The 20209-nt window shown below is 66.8% G+C and carries 23 protein-coding genes and 1 pseudogene; 9 read left to right on the top strand and 15 right to left on the bottom strand.

Annotated elements, in window-relative coordinates; translation table 11 throughout:
- Positions 1 to 2: 2 nt before the first annotated feature.
- Both AC1DY5_RS01440 and AC1DY5_RS01435 read right to left on the bottom strand, forming a co-directional pair.
- The gene (locus AC1DY5_RS01440) at positions 3 to 971 is read right to left on the bottom strand and encodes a tripartite tricarboxylate transporter substrate-binding protein (protein ID WP_478107654.1); all 969 of its coding nucleotides are present in this window, start codon (positions 969 to 971) and stop codon (positions 3 to 5) included.
- A gap of 49 nt (positions 972 to 1020) precedes the next feature.
- Complete coding sequence (locus AC1DY5_RS01435) at positions 1021 to 2472, bottom strand: amidase (protein ID WP_478107651.1); 1452 nt, start codon at positions 2470 to 2472, stop codon at positions 1021 to 1023.
- A gap of 69 nt (positions 2473 to 2541) precedes the next feature.
- Between AC1DY5_RS01435 and AC1DY5_RS01430 the strand changes: the two genes are divergently transcribed.
- Positions 2542 to 3468, top strand: a complete 927-nt coding sequence (locus tag AC1DY5_RS01430) for a LysR family transcriptional regulator (protein ID WP_478107649.1) — start codon at positions 2542 to 2544, stop codon at positions 3466 to 3468.
- Here the strand turns inward: AC1DY5_RS01430 and AC1DY5_RS01425 are convergent.
- From AC1DY5_RS01425 to AC1DY5_RS01380, 10 genes are all read right to left on the bottom strand, one after another.
- Entirely contained in the window at positions 3465 to 3791 is a 327-nt protein-coding gene (locus tag AC1DY5_RS01425; protein ID WP_478107647.1) for a hypothetical protein, read from the bottom strand. The two genes, AC1DY5_RS01430 and AC1DY5_RS01425, sit on opposite strands and share 4 nt — an antisense overlap.
- On the bottom strand, positions 3788 to 4489 hold the full coding sequence (locus AC1DY5_RS01420) for an orotate phosphoribosyltransferase (RefSeq protein WP_478107645.1): 702 nt from the start codon (positions 4487 to 4489) through the stop codon (positions 3788 to 3790). The genes AC1DY5_RS01425 and AC1DY5_RS01420 overlap by 4 nt, the downstream gene beginning before the upstream one ends.
- A 14-nt stretch (positions 4490 to 4503) precedes the next feature.
- A complete protein-coding gene (locus AC1DY5_RS01415; RefSeq protein ID WP_478107704.1) occupies positions 4504 to 5409 on the bottom strand; it encodes a helix-turn-helix transcriptional regulator in 906 nt (301 codons plus the stop codon).
- 73 nt (positions 5410 to 5482) lie between these two features.
- The gene (pyrC, locus tag AC1DY5_RS01410) at positions 5483 to 6538 is read right to left on the bottom strand and encodes a dihydroorotase (RefSeq protein WP_478107643.1); all 1056 of its coding nucleotides are present in this window, start codon (positions 6536 to 6538) and stop codon (positions 5483 to 5485) included.
- 10 nt (positions 6539 to 6548) lie between these two features.
- Positions 6549 to 7805, bottom strand: a complete 1257-nt coding sequence (locus AC1DY5_RS01405) for a hydantoinase/carbamoylase family amidase (protein WP_478107641.1) — start codon at positions 7803 to 7805, stop codon at positions 6549 to 6551.
- 4 nt (positions 7806 to 7809) lie between these two features.
- Positions 7810 to 8760: a dihydroorotate dehydrogenase gene (locus tag AC1DY5_RS01400; RefSeq protein WP_478107639.1), complete on the bottom strand. Its 951-nt coding sequence runs from the start codon at positions 8758 to 8760 to the stop codon at positions 7810 to 7812.
- Positions 8753 to 9601, bottom strand: a complete 849-nt coding sequence (locus AC1DY5_RS01395) for a dihydroorotate dehydrogenase electron transfer subunit (RefSeq protein WP_478107636.1) — start codon at positions 9599 to 9601, stop codon at positions 8753 to 8755. The genes AC1DY5_RS01400 and AC1DY5_RS01395 overlap by 8 nt, the downstream gene beginning before the upstream one ends.
- A gap of 53 nt (positions 9602 to 9654) precedes the next feature.
- Positions 9655 to 10908 carry an MFS transporter gene (locus tag AC1DY5_RS01390; protein ID WP_478107634.1) on the bottom strand — a complete coding sequence of 418 codons (1254 nt, stop codon included), beginning with the start codon at positions 10906 to 10908 and terminating at the stop codon, positions 9655 to 9657.
- A 309-nt stretch (positions 10909 to 11217) separates the two neighbouring features.
- Positions 11218 to 11985, bottom strand: a complete 768-nt coding sequence (locus AC1DY5_RS01385; RefSeq protein WP_478107632.1) for a carbonic anhydrase family protein — start codon at positions 11983 to 11985, stop codon at positions 11218 to 11220.
- A 262-nt stretch (positions 11986 to 12247) separates the two neighbouring features.
- Entirely contained in the window at positions 12248 to 12421 is a 174-nt protein-coding gene (locus tag AC1DY5_RS01380) for a hypothetical protein (RefSeq protein WP_478107712.1), read from the bottom strand.
- On the opposite strand from AC1DY5_RS01380, the pseudogene AC1DY5_RS01375 reads away from it, so the two are divergent.
- From AC1DY5_RS01375 to AC1DY5_RS01360, 4 genes and pseudogenes are all read left to right on the top strand, one after another.
- Positions 12339 to 12665 (top strand): annotated as a pseudogene (locus tag AC1DY5_RS01375) (amino acid permease); the annotation flags it as partial. The gene AC1DY5_RS01380 and the pseudogene AC1DY5_RS01375 overlap by 83 nt on opposite strands.
- A gap of 76 nt (positions 12666 to 12741) precedes the next feature.
- Entirely contained in the window at positions 12742 to 13581 is an 840-nt protein-coding gene (locus AC1DY5_RS01370; protein WP_478107710.1) for a hypothetical protein, read from the top strand.
- A gap of 40 nt (positions 13582 to 13621) precedes the next feature.
- On the top strand, positions 13622 to 13846 hold the full coding sequence (locus AC1DY5_RS01365; RefSeq protein WP_478107630.1) for a LapA family protein: 225 nt from the start codon (positions 13622 to 13624) through the stop codon (positions 13844 to 13846).
- A gap of 45 nt (positions 13847 to 13891) precedes the next feature.
- Positions 13892 to 14269, top strand: a complete 378-nt coding sequence (locus AC1DY5_RS01360; RefSeq protein ID WP_478107628.1) for an SHOCT domain-containing protein — start codon at positions 13892 to 13894, stop codon at positions 14267 to 14269.
- A gap of 27 nt (positions 14270 to 14296) precedes the next feature.
- Here the strand turns inward: AC1DY5_RS01360 and AC1DY5_RS01355 are convergent, their stop codons facing one another.
- The gene (locus AC1DY5_RS01355) at positions 14297 to 15838 is read right to left on the bottom strand and encodes a phospholipase D-like domain-containing protein (protein WP_478107626.1); all 1542 of its coding nucleotides are present in this window, start codon (positions 15836 to 15838) and stop codon (positions 14297 to 14299) included.
- 103 nt (positions 15839 to 15941) lie between these two features.
- On the opposite strand from AC1DY5_RS01355, the gene AC1DY5_RS01350 reads away from it, so the two are divergent.
- Together AC1DY5_RS01350 and mnmA are read left to right on the top strand one after the other, a co-directional pair.
- Positions 15942 to 16937, top strand: coding sequence for an LLM class flavin-dependent oxidoreductase (locus tag AC1DY5_RS01350; RefSeq protein WP_478107624.1), 996 nt, complete (start codon positions 15942 to 15944; stop codon positions 16935 to 16937).
- 49 nt (positions 16938 to 16986) lie between these two features.
- Positions 16987 to 18099, top strand: a complete 1113-nt coding sequence (gene mnmA, locus AC1DY5_RS01345; protein ID WP_478107622.1) for a tRNA 2-thiouridine(34) synthase MnmA — start codon at positions 16987 to 16989, stop codon at positions 18097 to 18099.
- Here mnmA and AC1DY5_RS01340 read toward each other — a convergent pair.
- On the bottom strand, positions 18089 to 18556 hold the full coding sequence (locus tag AC1DY5_RS01340; protein ID WP_478107702.1) for an NUDIX hydrolase: 468 nt from the start codon (positions 18554 to 18556) through the stop codon (positions 18089 to 18091). The two genes, mnmA and AC1DY5_RS01340, sit on opposite strands and share 11 nt — an antisense overlap.
- A gap of 2 nt (positions 18557 to 18558) precedes the next feature.
- Positions 18559 to 18954 carry a response regulator gene (locus AC1DY5_RS01335; RefSeq protein WP_478107700.1) on the bottom strand — a complete coding sequence of 132 codons (396 nt, stop codon included), beginning with the start codon at positions 18952 to 18954 and terminating at the stop codon, positions 18559 to 18561.
- Between AC1DY5_RS01335 and AC1DY5_RS01330 the strand changes: the two genes are divergently transcribed.
- Together AC1DY5_RS01330 and AC1DY5_RS01325 are read left to right on the top strand one after the other, a co-directional pair.
- On the top strand, positions 18853 to 19062 hold the full coding sequence (locus AC1DY5_RS01330; RefSeq protein ID WP_478107708.1) for a hypothetical protein: 210 nt from the start codon (positions 18853 to 18855) through the stop codon (positions 19060 to 19062). The genes AC1DY5_RS01335 and AC1DY5_RS01330 overlap by 102 nt on opposite strands.
- 257 nt (positions 19063 to 19319) lie before the next feature.
- Positions 19320 to 20209, top strand: an 890-nt coding sequence (locus AC1DY5_RS01325; protein WP_478107620.1) for an NAD(P) transhydrogenase subunit alpha, incomplete at its 3' end; no start/stop codon positions are given.

Here is a 20209-nt window from a genome sequence, read left to right as displayed (position 1 = left end):
CTTCACTCTTCGCTCTTGAAGCCCGAAGCCTTGACGAGGGGGCGCCAATACTCGCGGTCTTCGTTCATGATGCGCGTCACTTCGGCGCCGGGCAGCCCGGTCGCATCGAGCCCCACGCGGTCGAGCTGGCCGCGCACTTGCGCGCTGCGCACCGCGGCCAGGAAGGCCGTCTCCAGCTTCGCGACAAGCTCCTTCGGCGTGCCCGCCGGCACGAAGGCGGCATAGGACGCGTTGGCGCGGTCGAAGGCGTCGTAGCCGGCCTCCTTGAGGGTCGGCACATCGGGCAGCCAACTCAGCCGCTTCGTCCCTGCGACGCCCAGGATGCGCAGCTTGCCGGAGCGGTGCAGCTCCAGCTGGCTGGCCAGTGCGTCGGTGCCGATCGGCACGTGGTCGCCGATGATGTCCGTCGCCAGCGGCGCGCCGCCTCGGTAGGTGACGGCCGTGAGCGGCACGCCGATGGCCTTCGACAGTTGCAGCACGCTGAAGTGCAGGCCGCCGCCGAGGTTGGTCATGCCCACGCTGCCTTGCGCGGGGTTCTTCCTGATCCAGGCGACGTATTCGGGAATCGACTTGTACGGCTGGTCCGCGCCGGCGGAGACGACGCTGGGCACGCTGGCCAGGTGCGCGACGGGAATGAAGTCCTTGTCGACGTCGTAGTTCAGCCGCGCATAGGTCATCGGAAACAGCACGAAGGGCGGCGTCGCGCCGATGAGGATGGTGCGGCCGTCGGGCCGCGCGGTCTTCACGACCTCGATGGCAATGCGCGTGGACGCACCGGGGCGGTTGTCCACCAGAACGGGTTCCTTGAGCGAGACGCGCAATTCTTCGGCGATCGAACGCGCCAGGTTGTCGAGCGCGCCGCCCGCCGGAAAACCGATGACGAGGCGGATCGGCGCGTTGTCGGCGTGCGCGGCGGCGCCGGCCAGCGCGATCGACGCGCCGAGCATGAGTGTCTTCAGGAACGAGGTCATGGTGGCTACCTGCGAGTTGAAAGAATTGGAAGAGAAGAAGGCGACGAACTCAGAAGGCCACGACGGGCAGCGGGTTCGCCGGCCGGTGCGCGGCTTCGAATGAAGCGGCGGCCTGCAGCAGCTGCGCGTCTTCGCGGAAGCGGCCGACGAGCTGCATGCCGATGGGCAGGCCGTCGCGGTCCGCGCCGCAGGGCAGGCTGATGGCGGGGTGGCCGGTCAGGTTGAACGGCATGGTCCAGGGGAACCAGTTCGCGCGCACCTCGGCATATTCCCTGCCGTCGATCTCGATGCTGCCGAACAGGTCCTGGTCGATCGGCAGGGCCGTGCGCGAAAGGGTGGGCGTGAAGATGAAGTCGTGCGTCTCCAAGCGCGCCTGGATGTCGCGAAACAACGCAGTCCGCGCGAACATGGCCTGCTGGAACGCAACGCCGTCCACATGCTCGGCCAGCGCCAGTTGCTGCAGCAGCGACGGGCTCATCTGGTCGCCGTGCGCCTCGGCCAAGGGGGCGAAGCGGCCGCGCCAGCTGGTGTGGTTGATCACGCGCCACACGGGCTCGACGTCGAAGCCTTCGCCGGACATCGGCTGCAGCTCGGCACCCATCGACGCCAGGGTTGCGAGAGCGGCCTCGAAGGCGGATGCAACGTCCGCGGCGATCGGCCGCCCTGCGGGCGCAGCGCAGAAAAGGATGCGCTTGCCGCGAAGGTCGCCGCCGGCTTGCAGGGCGTCGAAGTAGCGCTGGGCCGGCACACCCAGCGACCAGGGGTCCGACCCATGTGCGCCGGTCATGGCCTGCAGCATGAGTGCCGTGTCGGCCACGTTGCGCGTGGTGGGCGTCACGTAGGTGTAGTTGCTGAACGCGTCCTGCACCTGGCTGTGGGGCACCACGCCCAGACTCTGCTTCAGGCCGACCACGCCGTTGCACGCGGCGGGAATGCGCGTCGAGCCGCCACCGTCGGTCGCGATGGCAAGCGGCGCGATACCCGCCGCCATCGACGATGCCGCGCCGCCGCTGGAGCCGCCGCTGGTGCGCGACGCGCTCCACGCGTTGCGGGTGCTGCCGAACAGCGGCGCATCGGTCATGCACTTGGCGCCGAATTCGGACGAGGTGGTCTTGCCGATGAGGATGGCGCCGGCCTCGCGCATACGCGCCACGGCCAACGCGTCTTTCGTGGGCACGTGGTCGCGGTGCAGCAGGGAACCGTAGGTGGTCCGCACGTCGGCGGTGTCGACGATGTCCTTCACCGTGAAGGGCAGGCCGTGCAGCAGGCCCGGGGCCTCGCCGCGCATGAGCGCCTGTTCAGCTTCCCTGGCCTGTTGCAGGGCCTGCTCATGGCACAGCGTGATGAAGCAGTTCAGGTGCGGCTGCAGCGCATCCGCGCGGCGCAGCACCTCTTCCACGATTTCCACCGGCGAGAGCTCGCGCTGCGCGACCCGCATGCGCAGGCTCGTTGCAGGCATCTCGCAGATCTCGGACTTGGGAAGGACGGGAAAATTTTTCATGCGCAAATGATTGATGCGCCGCCACATGGCGTCCAATACTGTTTTCTTGAAAAGGCATATGCACAGCGTATGGCTACACCCGACCTCCGAACCCTTCGCTATTTCGTGGCCGTCGCCGAGGAACGCAGCGTCGGCAAGGCAGCGCGACGGCTCAACATGGCACAGCCGCCGCTGTCGGTTCACATCAAGAACCTGGAGGCGGCGGTGGGCACACCGCTGTTTCGCAGGGCGGCGCACGGCATGGAAATCACCGATGCGGGCAATGCGCTGTTCCGGCGCGCGAAAGAGGCATTGCTTCTGGCCAACGAAGGCTTCGACGCGGCGCGCGCCGTCGGCTCGGGCAGCCGGGGCCGGCTCACGGTCGGCACCATGATCGTGCTGTCCTACCTGGTGTTGCCGCGGCTTGAAAACGAGCTGCGGCTTACGTTGCCGGAGGTGGAGATCCAGTATGTGGAGCTGAACGCCGTCAACAACGTCTCGGCCCTCGCCGACTCGGACGTGTCGGTGGCGATCTGCATTCCTCCCATTGCGCAGGAGGGCATTGCGGTCGAGCGCATCGGCAGCCAGCCGTTGATGCTTGCGGTGCGCACCGATTCACCGCTGGCGCGACTGGCCAGCATTCCGTTGGCGCGCCTCTCGGGCCTCGCGCGCATCGGGCTGCCCCTGCCCGAGGGCGATGTCGACAAATCGGTCGTCGCGTCGATGCTGCGGCGGCACGCTGTCAGCATGCCGATCGCGCAGCGGGTCGAGACGATGGTCTCGGCATTGGCGCTTGTCCTGGCAGGCAAGGGCGTGGCGATCCTGCCCGCCTGCGCCCAGATCGGCCGGCCCCCCGGCGTGGTGTTCAGGCCCTTCCGCAACGTCGATGCCAGGATGGACATCGCGGCCTGCTGGCGCAGCGATTGGGACAGTCCGCTGATCGAACCGTTCCTGGCCTGCGCGCGCGCGTCCTTGCGAGAACCGGCGATCCGGTCCACCGCAGCCATCGGCAGCTAGTAGCTGGCGATGTTCCACTCGTAGTCGGTCGCGACCTCGCCCAGCAGGCGCAGTCGAATGGCCGGTTCCGACACCAGGGCGCGGATCAGCTTGGCATTGAAGGCCGCGAGCGTGGCCTTGGCCTCGTCGGCGAATTCGGCCGTCACGCCCTGGTCCTCGTAGGTTCGCACGTACGATTGCCCGGCCACGGCCACGACGAAATACAGCGCTGCGTTCTCGGGGTCGCTCTTCATCAGTTCGAAGGCGTCCTTGTAGAAGACCTTGAAGGCGTCGGTGCCCGACTCCGCGCGCTCGAAACGCTCGGCGATATCCTTGAAATTCATTGCTTGCTCTCCTTCAACGCGTTCTGACCTCGTGAATCTGCGCCCCGACCGCCATGCGCTTGCGACCACGCAGGCGGATCGTCGAGAAATTCCTGCAACTCACGGATCCATTCAAGATTTCCTCGTTCTTCGGCGGCGCGCAGCACGTCGTGCCAGGTGGCCAAGGCATGGACCTCGATGCCGAACGACGCCAGCAATGGCCCGGTCGGAAAGCACCCATAGTCGAAGATCACGAAGACATCCGCCATCTGCGCCCCGACCGAGGTCAACGCACTGCAGAACCCCGCCTTCGAATGGCCGGCCGCCATCAGGTCGTCGATCAGCAGCACCTTGTCGCCGGGATGGATCACGCCCTCGATCTGGCTCTTGCCTGCCGGCCGCTTGCGGACGTACGCGAGCGGCAGGTCCAAAGACTCGGCGATCCACGCCGCCAGGGCAATCCCGCTCGACTCCGCGCCGACCACCGAGGCCAGGCCCTCGACGCAGCCGCGAGCCTTCAGCAGTTCGACAGCGTGGCCGACCAGTTCGCGTCGAAACGCAGGAAAGGAAATCAGTCGGCGACAGTCCATGTAGACCGGGCTGGCCCAGCCGGAGGGGAGCCGGAAGGGCTCGTCGGTGCGGACGCTGACACACCCGGCGTCGATCAGCTTTCCGGCGACGCTTCGGGCCAGCTTGTTTGGAATTCGGGTGGTCAACATCGCTCCAATGAGATCTAGTGAATTCGTTCGAGAAGCTTGCGCAGATGCTGGGCGCCCGACTTGCCCTTGTAGGCAGCTTTCCAGAGCCTGCCGATCATGGTTTCGTACATCCGCACGGCTTCCGGCGATGCGGTCACGGTGGCAATGCCGTTCCTGACGTTGGGAAGCTCGCCGAGCCGGAAGGGGCTGACGGCCAGAACGGTGCTTTCACGTCCCGAGAACACCTGGAACGTCGATGCGGGCATGGCGTCATCGATCAGGCCGATCTGGACGTCGATCGGCTCGCTTTCCATGAGCCTGGCAATCCGCTCGACCTCGCGGCGTGCCGCCAGTCGACGAGCGGCCCGAAGCGCCTCGGGAAGATCGACGCGTCCGACCAGACCCGTGTCCACGAACCGCTCCAGTTCACGCAGGCCAATGAGGCTGACGATGTGGGGTCGCCGGCGCTGGAAGAATGCGCGTCGCTCCTGCATGATCTCGAGCATCTTGTCGATGTCGGCCGAACTCGGGCCTTTTCCCGCGCCTTTGGGCGACGCCTCTGCCAGCATTTCACGCAGCAGCGGCAGGTACGCGTCGGATGTCAGGAGCAGCGAGATGGGCTCGAAATGCGCCAGGATGCGATCGGATGATTCTTCGAGTTGGCGCATGCGTTCGAAGAGCCCCAATGCCGTCGGGTAGTACTCGACCTCCACGCCCAGCAGCGAGGCGACGGAGGTGTTGAGCAGATGCGCGAGCCGCTCCAGGGTTTCGATCTTGACGATCTCGCCCTTTTCGAGGCGATAGACCACCGCGCGCGAGACGCCGAGTTGCTCGGCCACGTCTTCCGCGAGCAGCGAGGCGCCAATCCGGTAAGCGCGCAGGCGGTTGCCCAGGGCCACGTAGTCGATCGATGATTTGAATGTCTGGCTCGCGGCTTCCATCTCGTTTTCCACATTTTGGATCGAAAAAGAGACTATAGGCGAAACCAGTGAATCGAACAGCATGCGGGGTGTCCTATGCTGCGCGGTGTCGCACGATCGCCCATGGCAAGGCTACTCCGCCCAGGAAGGGGTGGATCGTGCCCCCACCGGGCAGGGCGATGTCCGCCGGCACCTGGAAGCCGGACCTCTGCAGGGTGACGGTGCCTTCGTTGGGCGGCAGGCCGTAAAACTGCGGGCCATTCGAGCTGGCAAAGGCCTCGAAACGGTCGAGCGCGCCCTCCTCGTCGAACACCGTGCAATAGCTTTGCAAAGCCGTCGGGGCATTGAAGATCCCGGCGCAGCCGCAGCCGGCTTCCTTCCGCGATCGCAGGTGAGGCGCCGAGTCGGTGCCGAGGAAGAAGCTCGGATCGCCCGAAGTGGCGGCCCGGCGCAGTGCCAGTCGGTGGCGTTCGCGCTTGAGCACTGGAAGACAGTAGTAGTGCGGCCGAATGCCACCCGAAAAGATGGCGTTCCGGTTGAACATCAGATGCTGGGGCGTGATGGTCGCTCCGAGCCGCCCACTGTTGTCGCCGGCAACGAACTGTGCAGCCTGCTCGGTCGTGATGTGCTCCATCACGATCTTCAGGGCAGGGAAGTCCCTCAGCAAGGGCCGCAGCGTCGTGTCGATGAAGACCGCTTCGCGATCGAACACATCCACCTCGGGGTCGGTGCTTTCGCCATGAACGAGCAAAGGCATTCCAATCGCCTGCATAGCTTCCAGGGCCTTGACCACCTTGGCCGTGGACGTGACGCCGAACTCGGCGTGCGTGGTGGCGCCCGCCGGGTACAGCTTGGCCGCGGTGAAGACGCCTTCGTCGAAGCCGCGCCGCAGCTCATCGGCCGGTGTGTCGTCGCTAAGATAGGCCGTCATCAACGGCGTGAACCGAACGCCGGGGTCCAAGGCGGCGAGGATGCGTTCGCGGTAGGCACGCGCCATGGCGGTCGTCGTGACCGGGGGCTTCAGGTTGGGCATCACGATGGCGCGCGCGAACTGCGCGCTCGTGTGCCTCAGCACGGTCTTGAGCACTTCGCCATCGCGCAGGTGAAGGTGCCAGTCGTCGGGGCGTCGCAATGTGATGCTCTGGATCATGTGCGCAAGCTCAGCTCAACTGGTTGAATGCATGGTTCATGGCCTGGACGCCGAGCATGAAATCGTCGATCTCCATCGCTTCGTGGGGGTTGTGGGAACCGTTCTGATTGCGCACGAACAGCATGCCGCTCGGAATGCCCGCATTGGCGAACAGCGACGCGTCGTGCCCTGCACCACTGGGAATCACTTCGAACGCTGCGTTCTGGTCCGCGCAAGCCTTCGACAGCAGACCGCAGATCCGGTCGTCCATCGTGGCGGGATCGCTGAGAAGCCGGCGGTCGAATTCGAAGCGCACGCCGCGCTCGAGGCCGATCGCCGCACATTCGGCGCGCATCAATTGGTAGAACGCCTCGAGGGTGTCGTTGCTCTTGCTGCGCGCCTCGAGACTGAAGCTCACCCGGCCCGGGATGCGGGAGATGGAGTGTTCGGCCGGATCGGTGTTGACGATGCCGGCCGTCACGACCAGATCCGTACCGCGCTCCAGCAGAACCCGCCAGTGCTCGTCGATGCGCATGATGAGGTCGGCCACCGCGAACATCGCATCATGTCGCAGCCAACGCGGCACCACGCCTGAATGCTGCGCATCGCCATGGCAGACGATGTGGTTGTGCCGGACATTGCCCCGGATGCCGGAGACAACCGCGAGCGGCAGCTGGCGGGCGATCATCACCGGCCCTTGCTCGATGTGCAGTTCGATGTAGGCCTTGACTCGCGCCTTGTCGAAGAGGATCTGCTGAGCCCGGATCGCCTCGACATCGGCGCCTGCCTTGCGCATGCATTCGGCCATCGTTTCGCCGGTGCTGCGCTGCCTCAATTCGAGGTCGGCTTCGCTCACCTTGCCGAACAGGGCGCCGGAGCCCATGTAGGCCTTGCCGAACCAGGCGCTTTCCTCGCCACGGAAGGCAATCACTTCGAGCGGCAGCCTGGGCCGATGGGCCTCTTGCTTTTGCGCAAGCAGGCACAGCAATCCGGCGACCACGCCCGCCAACCCATCGAAGTTCCCTCCCTGCGGCACGGAATCGATGTGGGAACCCGTCCATGCGACCGGCGCATCGGGCGGTGTTTCCGCCAGCCGGAACACGAGGTTGGCGGCCTTGTCGGCCGCCACGTCCAGGCCTTCGGCCAGGGCGAACTGCCGCAGGTAGTCGGCCGCCGCCGTTTCGCCGCGGCCATAGCTCTCGCGGGTCACGCCGACGCCGTCGAACGAAAGCTCGCGAACATCGGCGAAGAGCTTCTCGGCCAGTGGCCTGAGTGGGGACAGGTCCATGGCTTCAGCCCGACTGTTGCGCAAATCGCAGCCAGCGATCCGACAGTTGGCGGTCGAGCTTGACCTGGCCCGTGAGATCGCGGATGTGCGCGACCCCCATCTCCCGGCAGTAGGCAGCCAGTCCGTCGATGATCTTCTGCATCGCGCCCGGGTCGAGGAAGGACGCCGTGCCGACCTGCACGGCGCTGGCGCCGGCGAGCATGTACTCCACCGCATCGTCGGCGCTGCAGATGCCGCCGCAGCCAATGATCGGAATCCGGACGCTGCGATAGCACTGGTGCACCATGCGCAGCGCGATCGGCTTGATCGCCGGCCCCGACAGGCCGCCCATGACATTGCCCAGTTTGGGTTTGCGGGTGCGCACGTCGATCGACATGCCCAGAACGGTGTTCCCCATGACGAGCGCATCGGCGCCTGCTTCTTCCGCGGCCTTCGCGACGGCGGCGATGTGCGAGGCGTTGGGTGTGAGCTTGGCCCAGAGCGCATGCGTGGTGCGCCTGCGGATCGCGCGCACCACCTGGTACGTGGTCTCCGGCGTCATGGCGAAGGCCATGCCGTCGGCCTCGAGATTGGGGCACGAGATATTGGCCTCGATCACCGCCACTTCGGGCAGCGACATCTGCGACACCGCATCGGCGAATTCGCCCACCGTGTCGGCCGAGATCGATACCACCACCGGCGTGTCGAAGCAGGTGTAGGGCGGCAGCACCTCGCGGCGGTAGTGGTCCAGGCCCTTGCTGGGAATGCCGATCGAATTCAGCATCCCGCTGCAGGCTTCGGTCACCCTCGGCGTCGGGTTGCCGGCCCGGCTTTTCGGCGACACGCTCTTGATCACGAGGGCACCCAGCTTGTTGAAATCCAGGGCCTCGCTATATTCGATGGCGAAGCACCCCGAGGCGGGCATCACCGGGTTGCGGAGCTCAAGTTCTCCGACCCTGACGTTCAGATCAGCCAAATTCCACCTCCCCGACGACGTCGCAAATGGGGAATACGGGGCCTTCGCGGCAGACGCGAAGGAATTGCTTGTCGCCGTCCTTGTCGAACAGGCGTACGCAGGAAAGACAGACGCCCATGCCGCATGCCATGCGTTGCTCCATGGCGACCTCGCCGCGGGTCCGGGGATAGTCCCGCAGCAGCTGCTGAAGCAGCATCAGGATGCGGTGCGAGCCGCAGGTGTAGACGACGTCATGGTGCTGCGCGTCCAGCAGCCGGCGCACCAGGGCGTCCACACCTTCGACCGAAGAACTGCCGTCGCTGTCGTAGACGCAGTGCACGTCGGCTTCGACGCCGCGAAGGAACTCGTTGCGCATGAGGTCCTTGGGAGCCCTTGCGGACATGATCGCGGTGATCTCGATGCCGGACTGGGCGGCGTGCTGGAGCAGGGGCGCCATGGTGGCCAGGCCGACACCTCGAGCGACCACGAGAATTCGCTGGATTCCGGGATCGAGGACGAAGGTGTTGCCGAGCGGACCCACGATGTCCATGCGGTCACCGGCCTCGAGCGCGGAGAGGGCGCGGGTCCCGACGCCGGTCACGTTGTAGAGGAACTCGATGGTGCCGGCTTCGGGGCCGACACCGTAGACGCTCATCGGGCGCAGCAGGAAGGGGTGGAGCGCATCGGTCGACGGGCATTTGAGCTGGTAGAACTGCCCGGGCTTCGTGCTTCCCGCAAGGTCCGCCTTGGCGCTGAGCCGCAGGTACTTGTAGCGGTCGTTGACCCACCGGTGCTCGGCGACCTCGCATCGATGCGAGGCCACGCTCGCGGCGTTGCGCTGGAAACATGATGTGGCGCTCATGACGTTCTCCGATTCGAAAAAGATCGGTTGTGCGGTCGCTGCTGCGTGTGAAATTACTCGAGTTCCTTGCCCTTGAGCTCGGGAATCAGGAACACCGTGGCGAGCATGTCCAGGACGTAGATCGCGGCCAGGAGCGCGATGGCGACCTGGAAGGAGTAGGCGGCGGCCAGTGCGCCGACCACGACCGGTCCGAAGCCGCCGATCCCGCGGCCGATGTTGAACAGGACGTTCTGCGCCGTGGCACGTGCCTCGGTCGGATAGGCCTCCGACATCAGGGCGCCATAGCCGCCGAGCATGCCGTTCACGAACATGCCGAGCAGTGCGCCGGCCCACAGCATCGAGACCGGGTCCGACAACTGGGCATAGAGAAGCACCATCACGACGGCGCCGGCCTGGAACAGCAGGAAGCTCGGCTTGCGGCCGATGCGATCGGCCAGCTGGCCGAAGACGAAGATGCCGGCCATCATCCCGAGGATGGTCACGGAGGTCCACATCGCGGACTTCGTCAGGTTGAAGCTGAGCTTGTTCGCGAGGAAGCTGGGCATCCAGATCATGATCCCGTAGTAGCCGAAGTTCTGGACCGCGCACAGGATCACGATGCCGAGACTGGTGCGGGTCGTGCGGGCGTCCTTGACGAGCAGCCTGAAGGCCTTCGACTTCGAGCCCCTGGTCTTGGCCTTGCGGACGAACACTTCGGGTTCGTGCAGCCGGTTGCGGATCACCCAGGCCACGATGGCGGGGAGCACGCCGACGAGGAACATCCCTCGCCAGCCGATCGTCGGCAGCAGCAGCGGCGTCAGCAGGGCGGCGCCCAGGACCCCGGTCTGCCAGCCGAGCGCGACATAGGAAGAGACGCGCGCCCGATGCCTGGCGGGCCAGGCTTCCGCTGCCAGCGCCATGCCGATGCCGAATTCGCCGCCGAGGCCGATGCCGGCGATGGTTCGATAGGCGAGCAGGTCCCAATAGCCTTGTGAAAAGGCGCACAGGCCGGTGAAGAGCGCGAACAGGACGATGGTCCAGGTCAGTACGCGAATGCGGCCGTAGTGATCGCTGAGCGAGCCGAAGATGATGCCGCCGGCCACCGCGCCGATCAGCGTCCAGGTGACCAGGGAGCCTGCCTGGCCCGGGGTCAGATGAAGCTCCGCAGAGATCGCCGGCAGCATGAAGCCGAGGATCAGCAGGTCGAAGCCGTCCATGGCGTAGCCGATGGCCGAGCCGGCCAGGGCCTTCCAGCCGTAGCCGGTGACCTTGTCCTCGTGCTCGATGTTCCGTGCGGCGCCTGCCGCGGGGGTCGCTGTTGCTTCCACGTCGATGTCTCCTGTCCGGCGCGGGTCCTGCGCCGTGATGGCTAACGGGATCGATGGCTTGAGGGCCATCGCGAAACACTGTGCTTCAGTGCATGTTTCGATACTAGTCTCAATTTTGAGATTGAGCAAGAAGGTGGGCCGCAGGGTTAACCCGTGGCTGCCGAGGATCGTCGGAAAGGGTTGTCGGCTGAGCCGCCGGGGGCGGCGCGGGTGATGAGCACGCAAGGACAAGAGCGCGCGTCGAGTTGCGCATTCGAAGTGCTTTGACATTCCGGTCGCGGTGCAAGCGCCCGCGACTGCTGCCAGGCCCTAGCCCAGGAAGGTCACAACACCGTTCGACAGGTCGTACATCGACCCGACGATCTTGATCTGCCCCTTCTTCTCCAGGTCGGCGAGGACCGGACTGCCGCTGCGCAGCGTGTCGATCGTCAATTGCACGTTAGCCTTCGCCACGGCATCGACGAAGGCCGGGTTCTTGCTGGTGCGCTCGCCCGCATAGGTGGTCGCGGCGATGGCTGGCTTGATGGTGTCGAGCAGTCCGGTCAGATTGCCGAGCTGCACGTTGTCGATGGCGCCCTTGATCGCGCCGCAGGCGGTGTGCCCCATCACCAGCACCACCTTGGCGCCGGCGGCCGCGCACGCGAACTCCAGGCTGCCCATCAGGTCCTTGTTGGCGATGTTGCCGGCGATGCGTGCGTTGAAGGTGTCGCCGATCCCCATGTCGAGCAGGATCTCGGCCGGCACGCGCGAGTCGATGCAGCTCAGTATCACTGCGGCCGGATACTGGCCCGAGGCGCTGGAGCGTTTCTGCGCCAGGTAGTCGTGCGTCTGCAACCTGCCGGCGCGAAAGCGCTGGTTCCCCTTCTTCATCATCTCGATGACCGCATCGGGGGTCATCGCATCGCGCTGGGCCTGGCTCAGCGAGGCCGCCTCGGCGTCTTCCGCGCGCAGGCCGACACCGGCCATCAGCACGGCGGCGCCGGTTCCGGCCCCGAACTTCAACCAGGCGCGCCGCCCGCTGCGGCTCGTCGAAGCTTCGCCATCGTCGGCAGCACAGCAACCGTGGATCGATGTCATGGCAGTCCTTTCGTCGGATGATTCTTGCGAGGGCGATCCTCGACCTGCAGGACGAGACGCTCGAGCGAACGATCATGCGGCCATCAAATCCGAAAATCCAGCGCCGCGCGCGACGCCAGAAGTCACCCTTGACAAAGAGTCGCGAGCAACTGATGCTCGTTTGCACCCCGCGCTCCATGGACACGGCCGATGCGCGAGAACCGTCGACAAGAACACATGAAAACAAGAATTCCGGGGGATGCACGATCGCCTTGGCCCTCCTTCACTGATCCTGCATGACCACATCGCAAGACCAGAAGCTCTCCCGCGGCGCGCTCACCGCGTTGGTGGTTGGATGCATGATCGGCTCGGGCATCTTCGCGCTGCCCTCGGCTTTCGGCCGGTCCACCGGCGGCCTCGGCGCGCTGGTTGCCTGGGCCATCGCAGGCACCGGCATGCTGATGCTCGCGCTGGTGTTCCAGACCCTGTCGCGGCGCCGGCCCGACCTCGACACTGGCATCTACGCCTATGCCAAGGCCGGCTTCGGCAACTACCTGGGCTTCGCCTCCGCAGTGGGCTACTGGATCGGCTGCTGCCTGGCCGACGTCGCCCGCCTGGTGCTCATCAAGGCCACGCTGGGACAGTTCTTCCCGGTCTTCGGCGACGGCTCGACCGCGGTGGCGATCCTCTCCGCCTCGGTGATCCTCTGGGGCGTGCACGTGCTGGTGCTGCGCGGCGTCAAGGAGGCGGCGGCTGCTCAACACCATCGCCAAGATCGTGCCGATCGCGGTCTTCCTGGTGGTCGCGATCGCCGGCTTCAAGGCCGACATCTTTGCCTGGAACTTCTGGGGCGGCGAAGAACGCAGCCTGGCGAGCCAGGTCCGCCCGAGCTTTCTCGCCCGCGAGAACCCCAACCAGGTGCCGGCCGCCGCGCTGTGGCTCACCAACATCGTGCTCGTCACCTGGTTCGCCGAGTACGCCTTCACGCGGGCGCTGAAGATGACCCGTTCGATGACGCTGATTCCGTATCTGCTGGTCGCCGCCTACGGGCTCAAGCTCGCATGGACCGGCAAGACCTACGAGCAGAGCGAAGGCAGCCGCACCAGCGACGGGGTGCGCGGCGCGATCGCGACGCTCGATGCGGCCGGCATGATCTATGCGGGTGGACTGACGTTCCTGCTGCTCTCGGCGATCCTCTACGCGCCGGGCACCGTGCTCTATTTCCTCGCCCGCCGCGAGCAGAAGCGAGCAGAAGGAACGGACCTTCACCGAGCCCGAGCGGATCGTCTTCGGCGCGATCACGGTCTAGCGGAGGATGCCCATGCCAACGCCCTCCTTCTTCTGCCGACGCCTCCCTGCGCTTTCGCTGCTGCTGTCACTGCCGGTGCTGGCCCAGCGGTCGGCCTCAACCCTGCAGTCGGTCAACGTCCGCGCCGGAACTCAGCCCGGCGCGCACCGATCGTCAACTTCTCGGTGCCGAGCTACTGGGACCAACGCTACCGCGGGCGGCCCTGGGACGTGAACCACAACCAGTGGTCGAACTGGGGATCGCCGTCCTTCCGCCCGCCACCGCCACCGCCGATGCGGCCGCCGGGCCAGCGCGGACCCGCCGGATGAGCAATCATCACGCAGTCATTTCGCGAAAGGAGAGAGCCTCATGCATCGCTACGTCTACATCGCGCTGATCGTGATCCTGGCCGGCATCGTCGTGCTGTTCAAGGTCCAGAACCTGGAGTCGGCGACCGTCTCGCTGTTCTCGATGAGCATCACGCTGCCGATCTCGGTGCTGGTGCTGCTGATCTACGTGCTCGGCATGTTCACCGGCGGTTTCGTGTTGAGCCTGCTGCGCTCGATGGCGCACGGCGCGACGCGGCGGCCCTGAGCGGCGCCCCCCTTCCTCGATTTTTCAACAGCTAGAAAGATTCGTATGAGCAATTTTTGGGACCTGATCCAACTCCTGCTGTCGACCTTCGTCCTCATCGTCTACCTCCTCATCCTGTTCCAGATCATCGGCGACCTGTTCCGTGATTCGGAGCTGGGCGGCGGGTCCAAAGTGCTGTGGATCATCGGGCTGGTCATTATCCCGGGCGTGACGGCCATCATCTACATCATCACCCGCGGCCGCGGCATGGCGGAGCGCCAGCGCGCCAGCCTGCAGCGCGCCAAGTCCGACACCGACGCCTACATCCGCGAAGTGGCGGGCAAATCGCCGGCCGAACACATCGCGGACGCCAAGGCGCTGCTCGACGCCGGCACCATCACGCAGGAAGAGTTCGAGCGCCTCAAGGCCAAGGCCCTGGCCTGAGCCTCGCGGGGCCTGCCGGGCCAGGCCCTACAGCAGGTCCTCGGGCACCAGCGGCTGCAGCAGCATCCGCTGCAGTGCGTTCCATGGCGAGACCCCTGGTTCGGTGTCGACGGCCTGCTCGTCGTCTTCGCCGGACCACACCCAGGACAGCGCGCTGCCTTCCGACTCCAGCCGCACGCCGTAGGCCTCGCTCTTCATGGCCTCGAGCAGGCGCAGCGCCTCCCTGGCGAGCGCCGGGCTGTCGATGGCGACGCCGAGCTCGGTGTTGCGGCGGGCCGAGCGCGGGTCGAGATTGAGCGACCCGAGCAGCACCACCTGCTGGTCGATCACCACCAGCTTCGCATGCAGACGTCCGCGTGACGAGCCACTGAAGAAGGGGCGGCTCGCGCTCGCCGAAGGCTCGGCGCTGACCTCGTACAGCTTGACGCTGGCGCGCAGGATCGGCAGCCGATAGCGCGCATAGCCGATGTAGACCAGGGCCGAGTCGTTGGCCGACAGCGAATTGGTCACGAGCGTCATGTCGACGCCCTTGCGCTGCAGGCTGTGCAGCACCGCCATGCCGCGCGTGCCCGGCACCAGGTAGGGCGAGCTCACCACCAGCTCGCTGCGGGTGCCGAGCATCTGGCTGACCGCGCCGGTCATCAGGCTGTGGGCCTCGAGCTCGTCCCCGATCTGCAGGCGTTTCGACGGCAGGTCGGCGACGGCATAGGCCAGGCCGGGCAGCAGGCTCAAGCGATCGGCCGCCAGTTCCTTGCCGACCGGCTCGCGGCCCAGCAGGTCCGTGGGGGGCAGCGCGAGGTCGATCCGGCTCGCCTCCGGGGGCAGCAGCCGGGCCAGCGCGGCCGATCGGTCGGACCCCGCGGCCGGCGGGCGGACCAGCGCCTCGGCCGGATAGGATTCCTCGCTGTTCCAGTAGCGATCGAAGAGCACGCCCAGCTGCGGCACCACGCGCCCGGCGGCGACGGCGTCGAGGTCGATGAAGTTCGCCACTGCATGGCGGCCGAAGTACGCGTCGGCGATGTTGCGTCCGCCGACGATCGCCAGCGCGCCATCGGCGATCATCAGCTTGTTGTGCATCCGGTGGTCGAGCCGCGTCAGATCGCCGAGCGAGCCGGCGATGCGGCTGGCCAGGCTCTGGCGAGCGCAGCAGAACGGGTTGAACAGCCGGATCTCGAAATTCGGCACGCCGACCAGCGCCTGCAGCAGGGGCTCGGCGCCGGCGCTGTTGAAATCGTCGAGCAGGAGCCGCACGCGGACGCCGCGCAGGGCCGCATCGCGCAGCGCCGCGAACACCGCCAGGCCAGACTCGTCGTTCTCCATGATGTAGACCTGCAGGTCCAGCGTGCGCGTGGCGCGGCCTATCAGTGCTAGCCGGGCATCGAGCCCGTAGGCGCCGAGTGGCAGCAGCCGGAAGCCCGACTGGGCGCCGGCCGGAAGCTCGCTGGCGGCCAGCCGCGCCAGCGGGCTCTGCGCGGGCGCGGCCGGCAGGCTCATCGACACTGAGCGCTCGACATTCGTCGGCAGTGAGCCGCAGGCGCCCAAGGCCAGCGCCAGCGCCAAGCCAAGCATGCGGGAAGCGAAATGATGCCATCTCATGGCCGCAAGCCTATCCGGAGTCGGGCCAATTGCCCTTCGCGGCTTGAATGCGCCCGATCCGGGCCAAGATAGCAGCATGATTCCGTTTTCCATCCTCGATCTCTCCCCCGTCACCGAGGGCAGCGACCCCGCGCAGTCCTTCCGCAATTCGCTGTCGCTGGCACGGCACGGCGAGAAGCTGGGCTACCGGCGCTACTGGCTGGCCGAGCACCACGGCATGCCGGGCATCGCGAGCGCGGCCACCGCGGTGCTACTGGCCCACATCGGCGCCGGCACCTCGACCATTCGCATCGGCGCCGGCGGCGTGATGCTTCCGAACCACTCCCCGCTGGTGATCGCGGAGCAGTTCGGCACCCTGGAGTCCTTGTACCCGGGCCGCATCGACCTCGGCCTGGGCCGCGCGCCGGGCTCCGACCAGCGCACCGCGCAGGCGCTGCGGCGCGACCTCCAATCCGATTCCGACCAGTTCCCGCAGGACGTGGTCGAGCTGATGGACTTCATGTCGAAGGAGCCGCGCCAGCCGGTGCTCGCGGTGCCCGGCCGGGGCCTCGAGGTGCCGGTGTGGATCCTCGGCTCCAGCACCTTCGGCGCCCAGCTCGCGGCCCACCTGGGCCTGCCCTACGCCTTCGCCTCGCACTTCGCGCCGCAGCAGCTGATGCAGGCGATCCGCATCTACCGCGAGACCTTCAAGCCTTCGGCGCAGCTGGCTAAGCCTTACGTGATGCTGGGCTTCAACGTCTTCGCGGCCGAGACCGACGAGGAAGCCCAGTTCCGCGCCACCTCCTGGCAGCAGGCCTTCGTGAACCTGCGCAGCGGCCGGCCCGGCCGTCTGCCGCCGCCGGTCGCGGGCTACCGGCAGAAGGTCGGGCCGGCCGAGAACGCCCTGCTCGAATCTGTGTTGTCGTGTTCCGCCGTGGGATCGCGCGACACGGTGCGCGCCGGCATCGAGGCTTTCGTCGAGCGCACCGGTGCCGACGAACTGATGATCACCTCGCAGGTCTTCGATCACGAGGCGCGGCTGCGCTCCTACGAGATCCTGGCCGAACTGCGCGACCAGCCCTCGCCACGCTGATTCCCGTCCCCGGGCACCGGCTTGCCGGTCCTGGGACAATCCCAGCCCTATGAAAAAGCAGCGCATCGTGGTGGGCCTGAGCGGCGGAGTCGACTCCGCGGTCACGGCGCACCTGCTGAAGCGGCAGGGCCACGAGGTGGTCGGCATCTTCATGAAGAACTGGGAAGACGACGACGACAGCGAATACTGCTCGTCGAACATCGACTTCGTCGACGCCGCCAGCGTGGCCGACGTGCTGGGCATCGAGATCGAGCATGTCAACTTCGCCCCCGACTACAAGGACCGCGTGTTCGCCGAGTTCCTGCGCGAATACCAGGCCGGCCGCACGCCGAACCCGGACGTGCTGTGCAACGCCGAGATCAAGTTCAAGGCCTTCCTCGATCACGCGATGCGGCTCGGGGCTGAAAAGATAGCGACCGGCCACTACGCGCGGGTGCGGCTCAACGCGGCCAGCGGCCTGCACGAGCTGCTCAAGGGCCTCGACCCGGCCAAGGACCAGAGCTACTTCCTGCATCGCCTGAACCAGCAGCAGCTGTCGAAGACGCTGTTCCCGGTCGGCGAGCTGCACAAGACCGAGGTGCGGCGCATCGCCGACGAGATCGGCCTGCCGAACGCGAAGAAGAAGGACTCCACCGGCATCTGCTTCATCGGCGAGCGGCCCTTCCGCGAGTTCCTCAACCGCTACATCTCGAAGGAGCCGGGCCCGATCCGCGACGAGCGCGGCCGCAAGATCGGCGAGCACCAGGGCCTGAGCTTCTACACGCTGGGCCAGCGCCAGGGGCTCGGCATCGGCGGCATCAAGGCCAAGGGCGCGCAGCGCGGCGCCGGCGACCATGCGCCGTGGTTCGTGGCGCGCAAGGACGTCGCCAACAACACGCTGTGGGTGGTGCAGGGCCACGACCATCCGTGGCTGCTGTCGCCGACGCTCGAGGCCGACGATGCGAGCTGGGTGGCGGGCAGCGCCCCGGCCGCCGGCCCGCTGGCCGCCAAGTCGCGCTACCGCCAGGTGGATGCGTCCTGCCGGCTGGGCGAGGGTGCCAACGGCGCCTTCCGCCTCGATTTCGATGAGCCCCAGTGGGCGGTGACGCCCGGGCAGTCGGCCGTGCTGTACGACGGCGAGGTCTGCCTCGGGGGCGGCGTAATCGCCAACGTCAGCGCTTGAGCGACGGATCGACCCGCACCAGCTCCAGCGGATAGCGCCTGCCGGCCAGGTGGTCTTCCACGCCTTGCAGCAGCAGCGGGCTGCGATGCCGCACCGTGCTGGCGCGGATCTCGTCGACCGTCAGCCAGAGCGTGCGCACGATGCCCTGGTCGAGCGCCCGCGCCGGCTCGAAGGCACCGAGCGTGCCGGTGAAGGCGAAGCGCAGGTAGGTGATGTCCTCGGGCTGCCGGGTGCGCGCCAGGTAGATGCCGACCAGGGCGGTGGGCGTGAAGTGGTGGGCGGTTTCTTCGAGCGTTTCGCGGATGCAGCCGTCGGCGGGCGATTCGCCGGGGTCGAGGTGGCCGGCCGGCGTGTTCAGGCGCAGGCCATCCGCGGTCTCTTCCTCGACCAGCAGGTAGCGGCCTTGCCGCTCGATCAAGGCCGCCACCGTGACATTGGGTTTCCAGCGCGTGTCCATGCTCATGGGTCCTCGTGCGATTCGGGTTCCGCGGCCGCATTCGGGAGCAGCAGCCTGACGCTGCAGCCGCCGCCGGCCCCGCTCGAACTCGATCGATCCGCCATGGCGCTGCGCCACGATGCGGGCCTGCCGGCAATGTAGCTCGGCCACCGGCTCGGGGTTCGGGTCGTGCACCAAGACGCACCATCGATCGCCCTCCGCCGCGATGCCGCAGCGCAGCTCCGAGCCCGGCGGAGGCCAGGCAGGGCGCTTCCGCCAGCGGGCCCGCATTCGACCAGGTCCTTTTCCTCTCTCCTGTGCGTGACGAAGAGAATGGGAAGCGGATTGCCGAGGTCCTCGCGAATCCATCGGACCACGCGCGGGCCCTCGATGTCGGGCAGTCCCCAATCGAGGACCAGCAGATCGTAGGTTTCGTGGTGCAGGTCGCGCAGCAGGGACTTACCGTCGACATAGCCATGACACTCGTGGTCTATGACCTCCACCGTGTGGCGATCAGCTCGAGCTGATGCGCCTCGTCATCGAGTGCCGCTATACGCATTCCATCCCCCTGTGTCTCTTCGTTTCGATGCCGGCGTCTTTGCGCCGCTCACCCGGGAAAAGTGTACCTAGCTGCTTCGGATCCGGGGCGCTATTGATTTGATAGCAGGCCGGGCAGGCCGAATGGTCGAAGGGCAGTGATGGCGTCGGCACCTGGGGGACAACTTCCAGCTTGCGTCTTCGGGTAAGCTCGCGCGAATTCCAAATATGCCCTGAGGAGAAGTCCATGCTGATAGGCGTGCCGCTCGAAACTGCGTCCGGCGAAGCCCGCGTCGCCGTCACCCCGGAGACCGCGAAGAAGCTGGTGGCCCAAGGCCATGTGGTGCGGGTGCAAACGGGCGCCGGCGTGGCCGCCAGCGTCACCGACGCCGCCTACCAGGCCGCCGGCGCCGAGATCACCGATGCCGCGGGCGCCTTCGGTGCCGACATCGTGCTCAAGGTGCGCTCGCCCAACGACCCCGAAATCGCGCTCATGAAACCGGGCACCGTCGTCATCGGCATGCTCAACCCCTTCGATGCCGCCGGTCTGCAGCGCCTGGCGACAGCAGGCCTGACCGCCTTCGCGCTCGAGGCCGCTCCGCGCACCACGCGCGCGCAGAGCATGGACGTGCTGTCGTCGCAGGCCAACATCGCCGGCTACAAGGCCGTCATGATCGCCGCCGACAAGTACCAGCGCTTCTTCCCGATGCTGATGACCGCGGCCGGCACCGTGAAGGCCGCCCGGGTCGTCATCCTCGGTGTCGGCGTGGCCGGCCTGCAGGCCATCGCCACCGCCAAGCGCCTGGGCGCGGTGATCGAGGCGTCGGACGTTCGACCTTCGGTCAAGGAGCAGATCGAGTCGCTGGGCGGCAAGTTCATCGAGGTGTCCTACGACACCGACGAGGAGCGCGAAGCCGCGGTCGGTGTCGGCGGCTACGCCAAGCCGATGCCCGCGAGCTGGCTGGCGAGGCAGCAGGTCGAGGTCGCCAAGCGCGTGGCGCTGGCCGACGTCGTGATCAGCACCGCGCTGATCCCGGGGCGCGCCGCGCCCACGCTCATCACCGAGGACATGGTCAAGTCGATGAAGCCGGGCTCGGTGATCGTSGACATCGCCGCCGGCAAGGGCCCGGACGTGAA

This window comes from Variovorax sp. P4_D9, from assembly GCF_056401695.1.
Note: the sequence above shows the minus strand (reverse complement) of the source record. Positions and strands in the feature narration are given on the sequence as shown.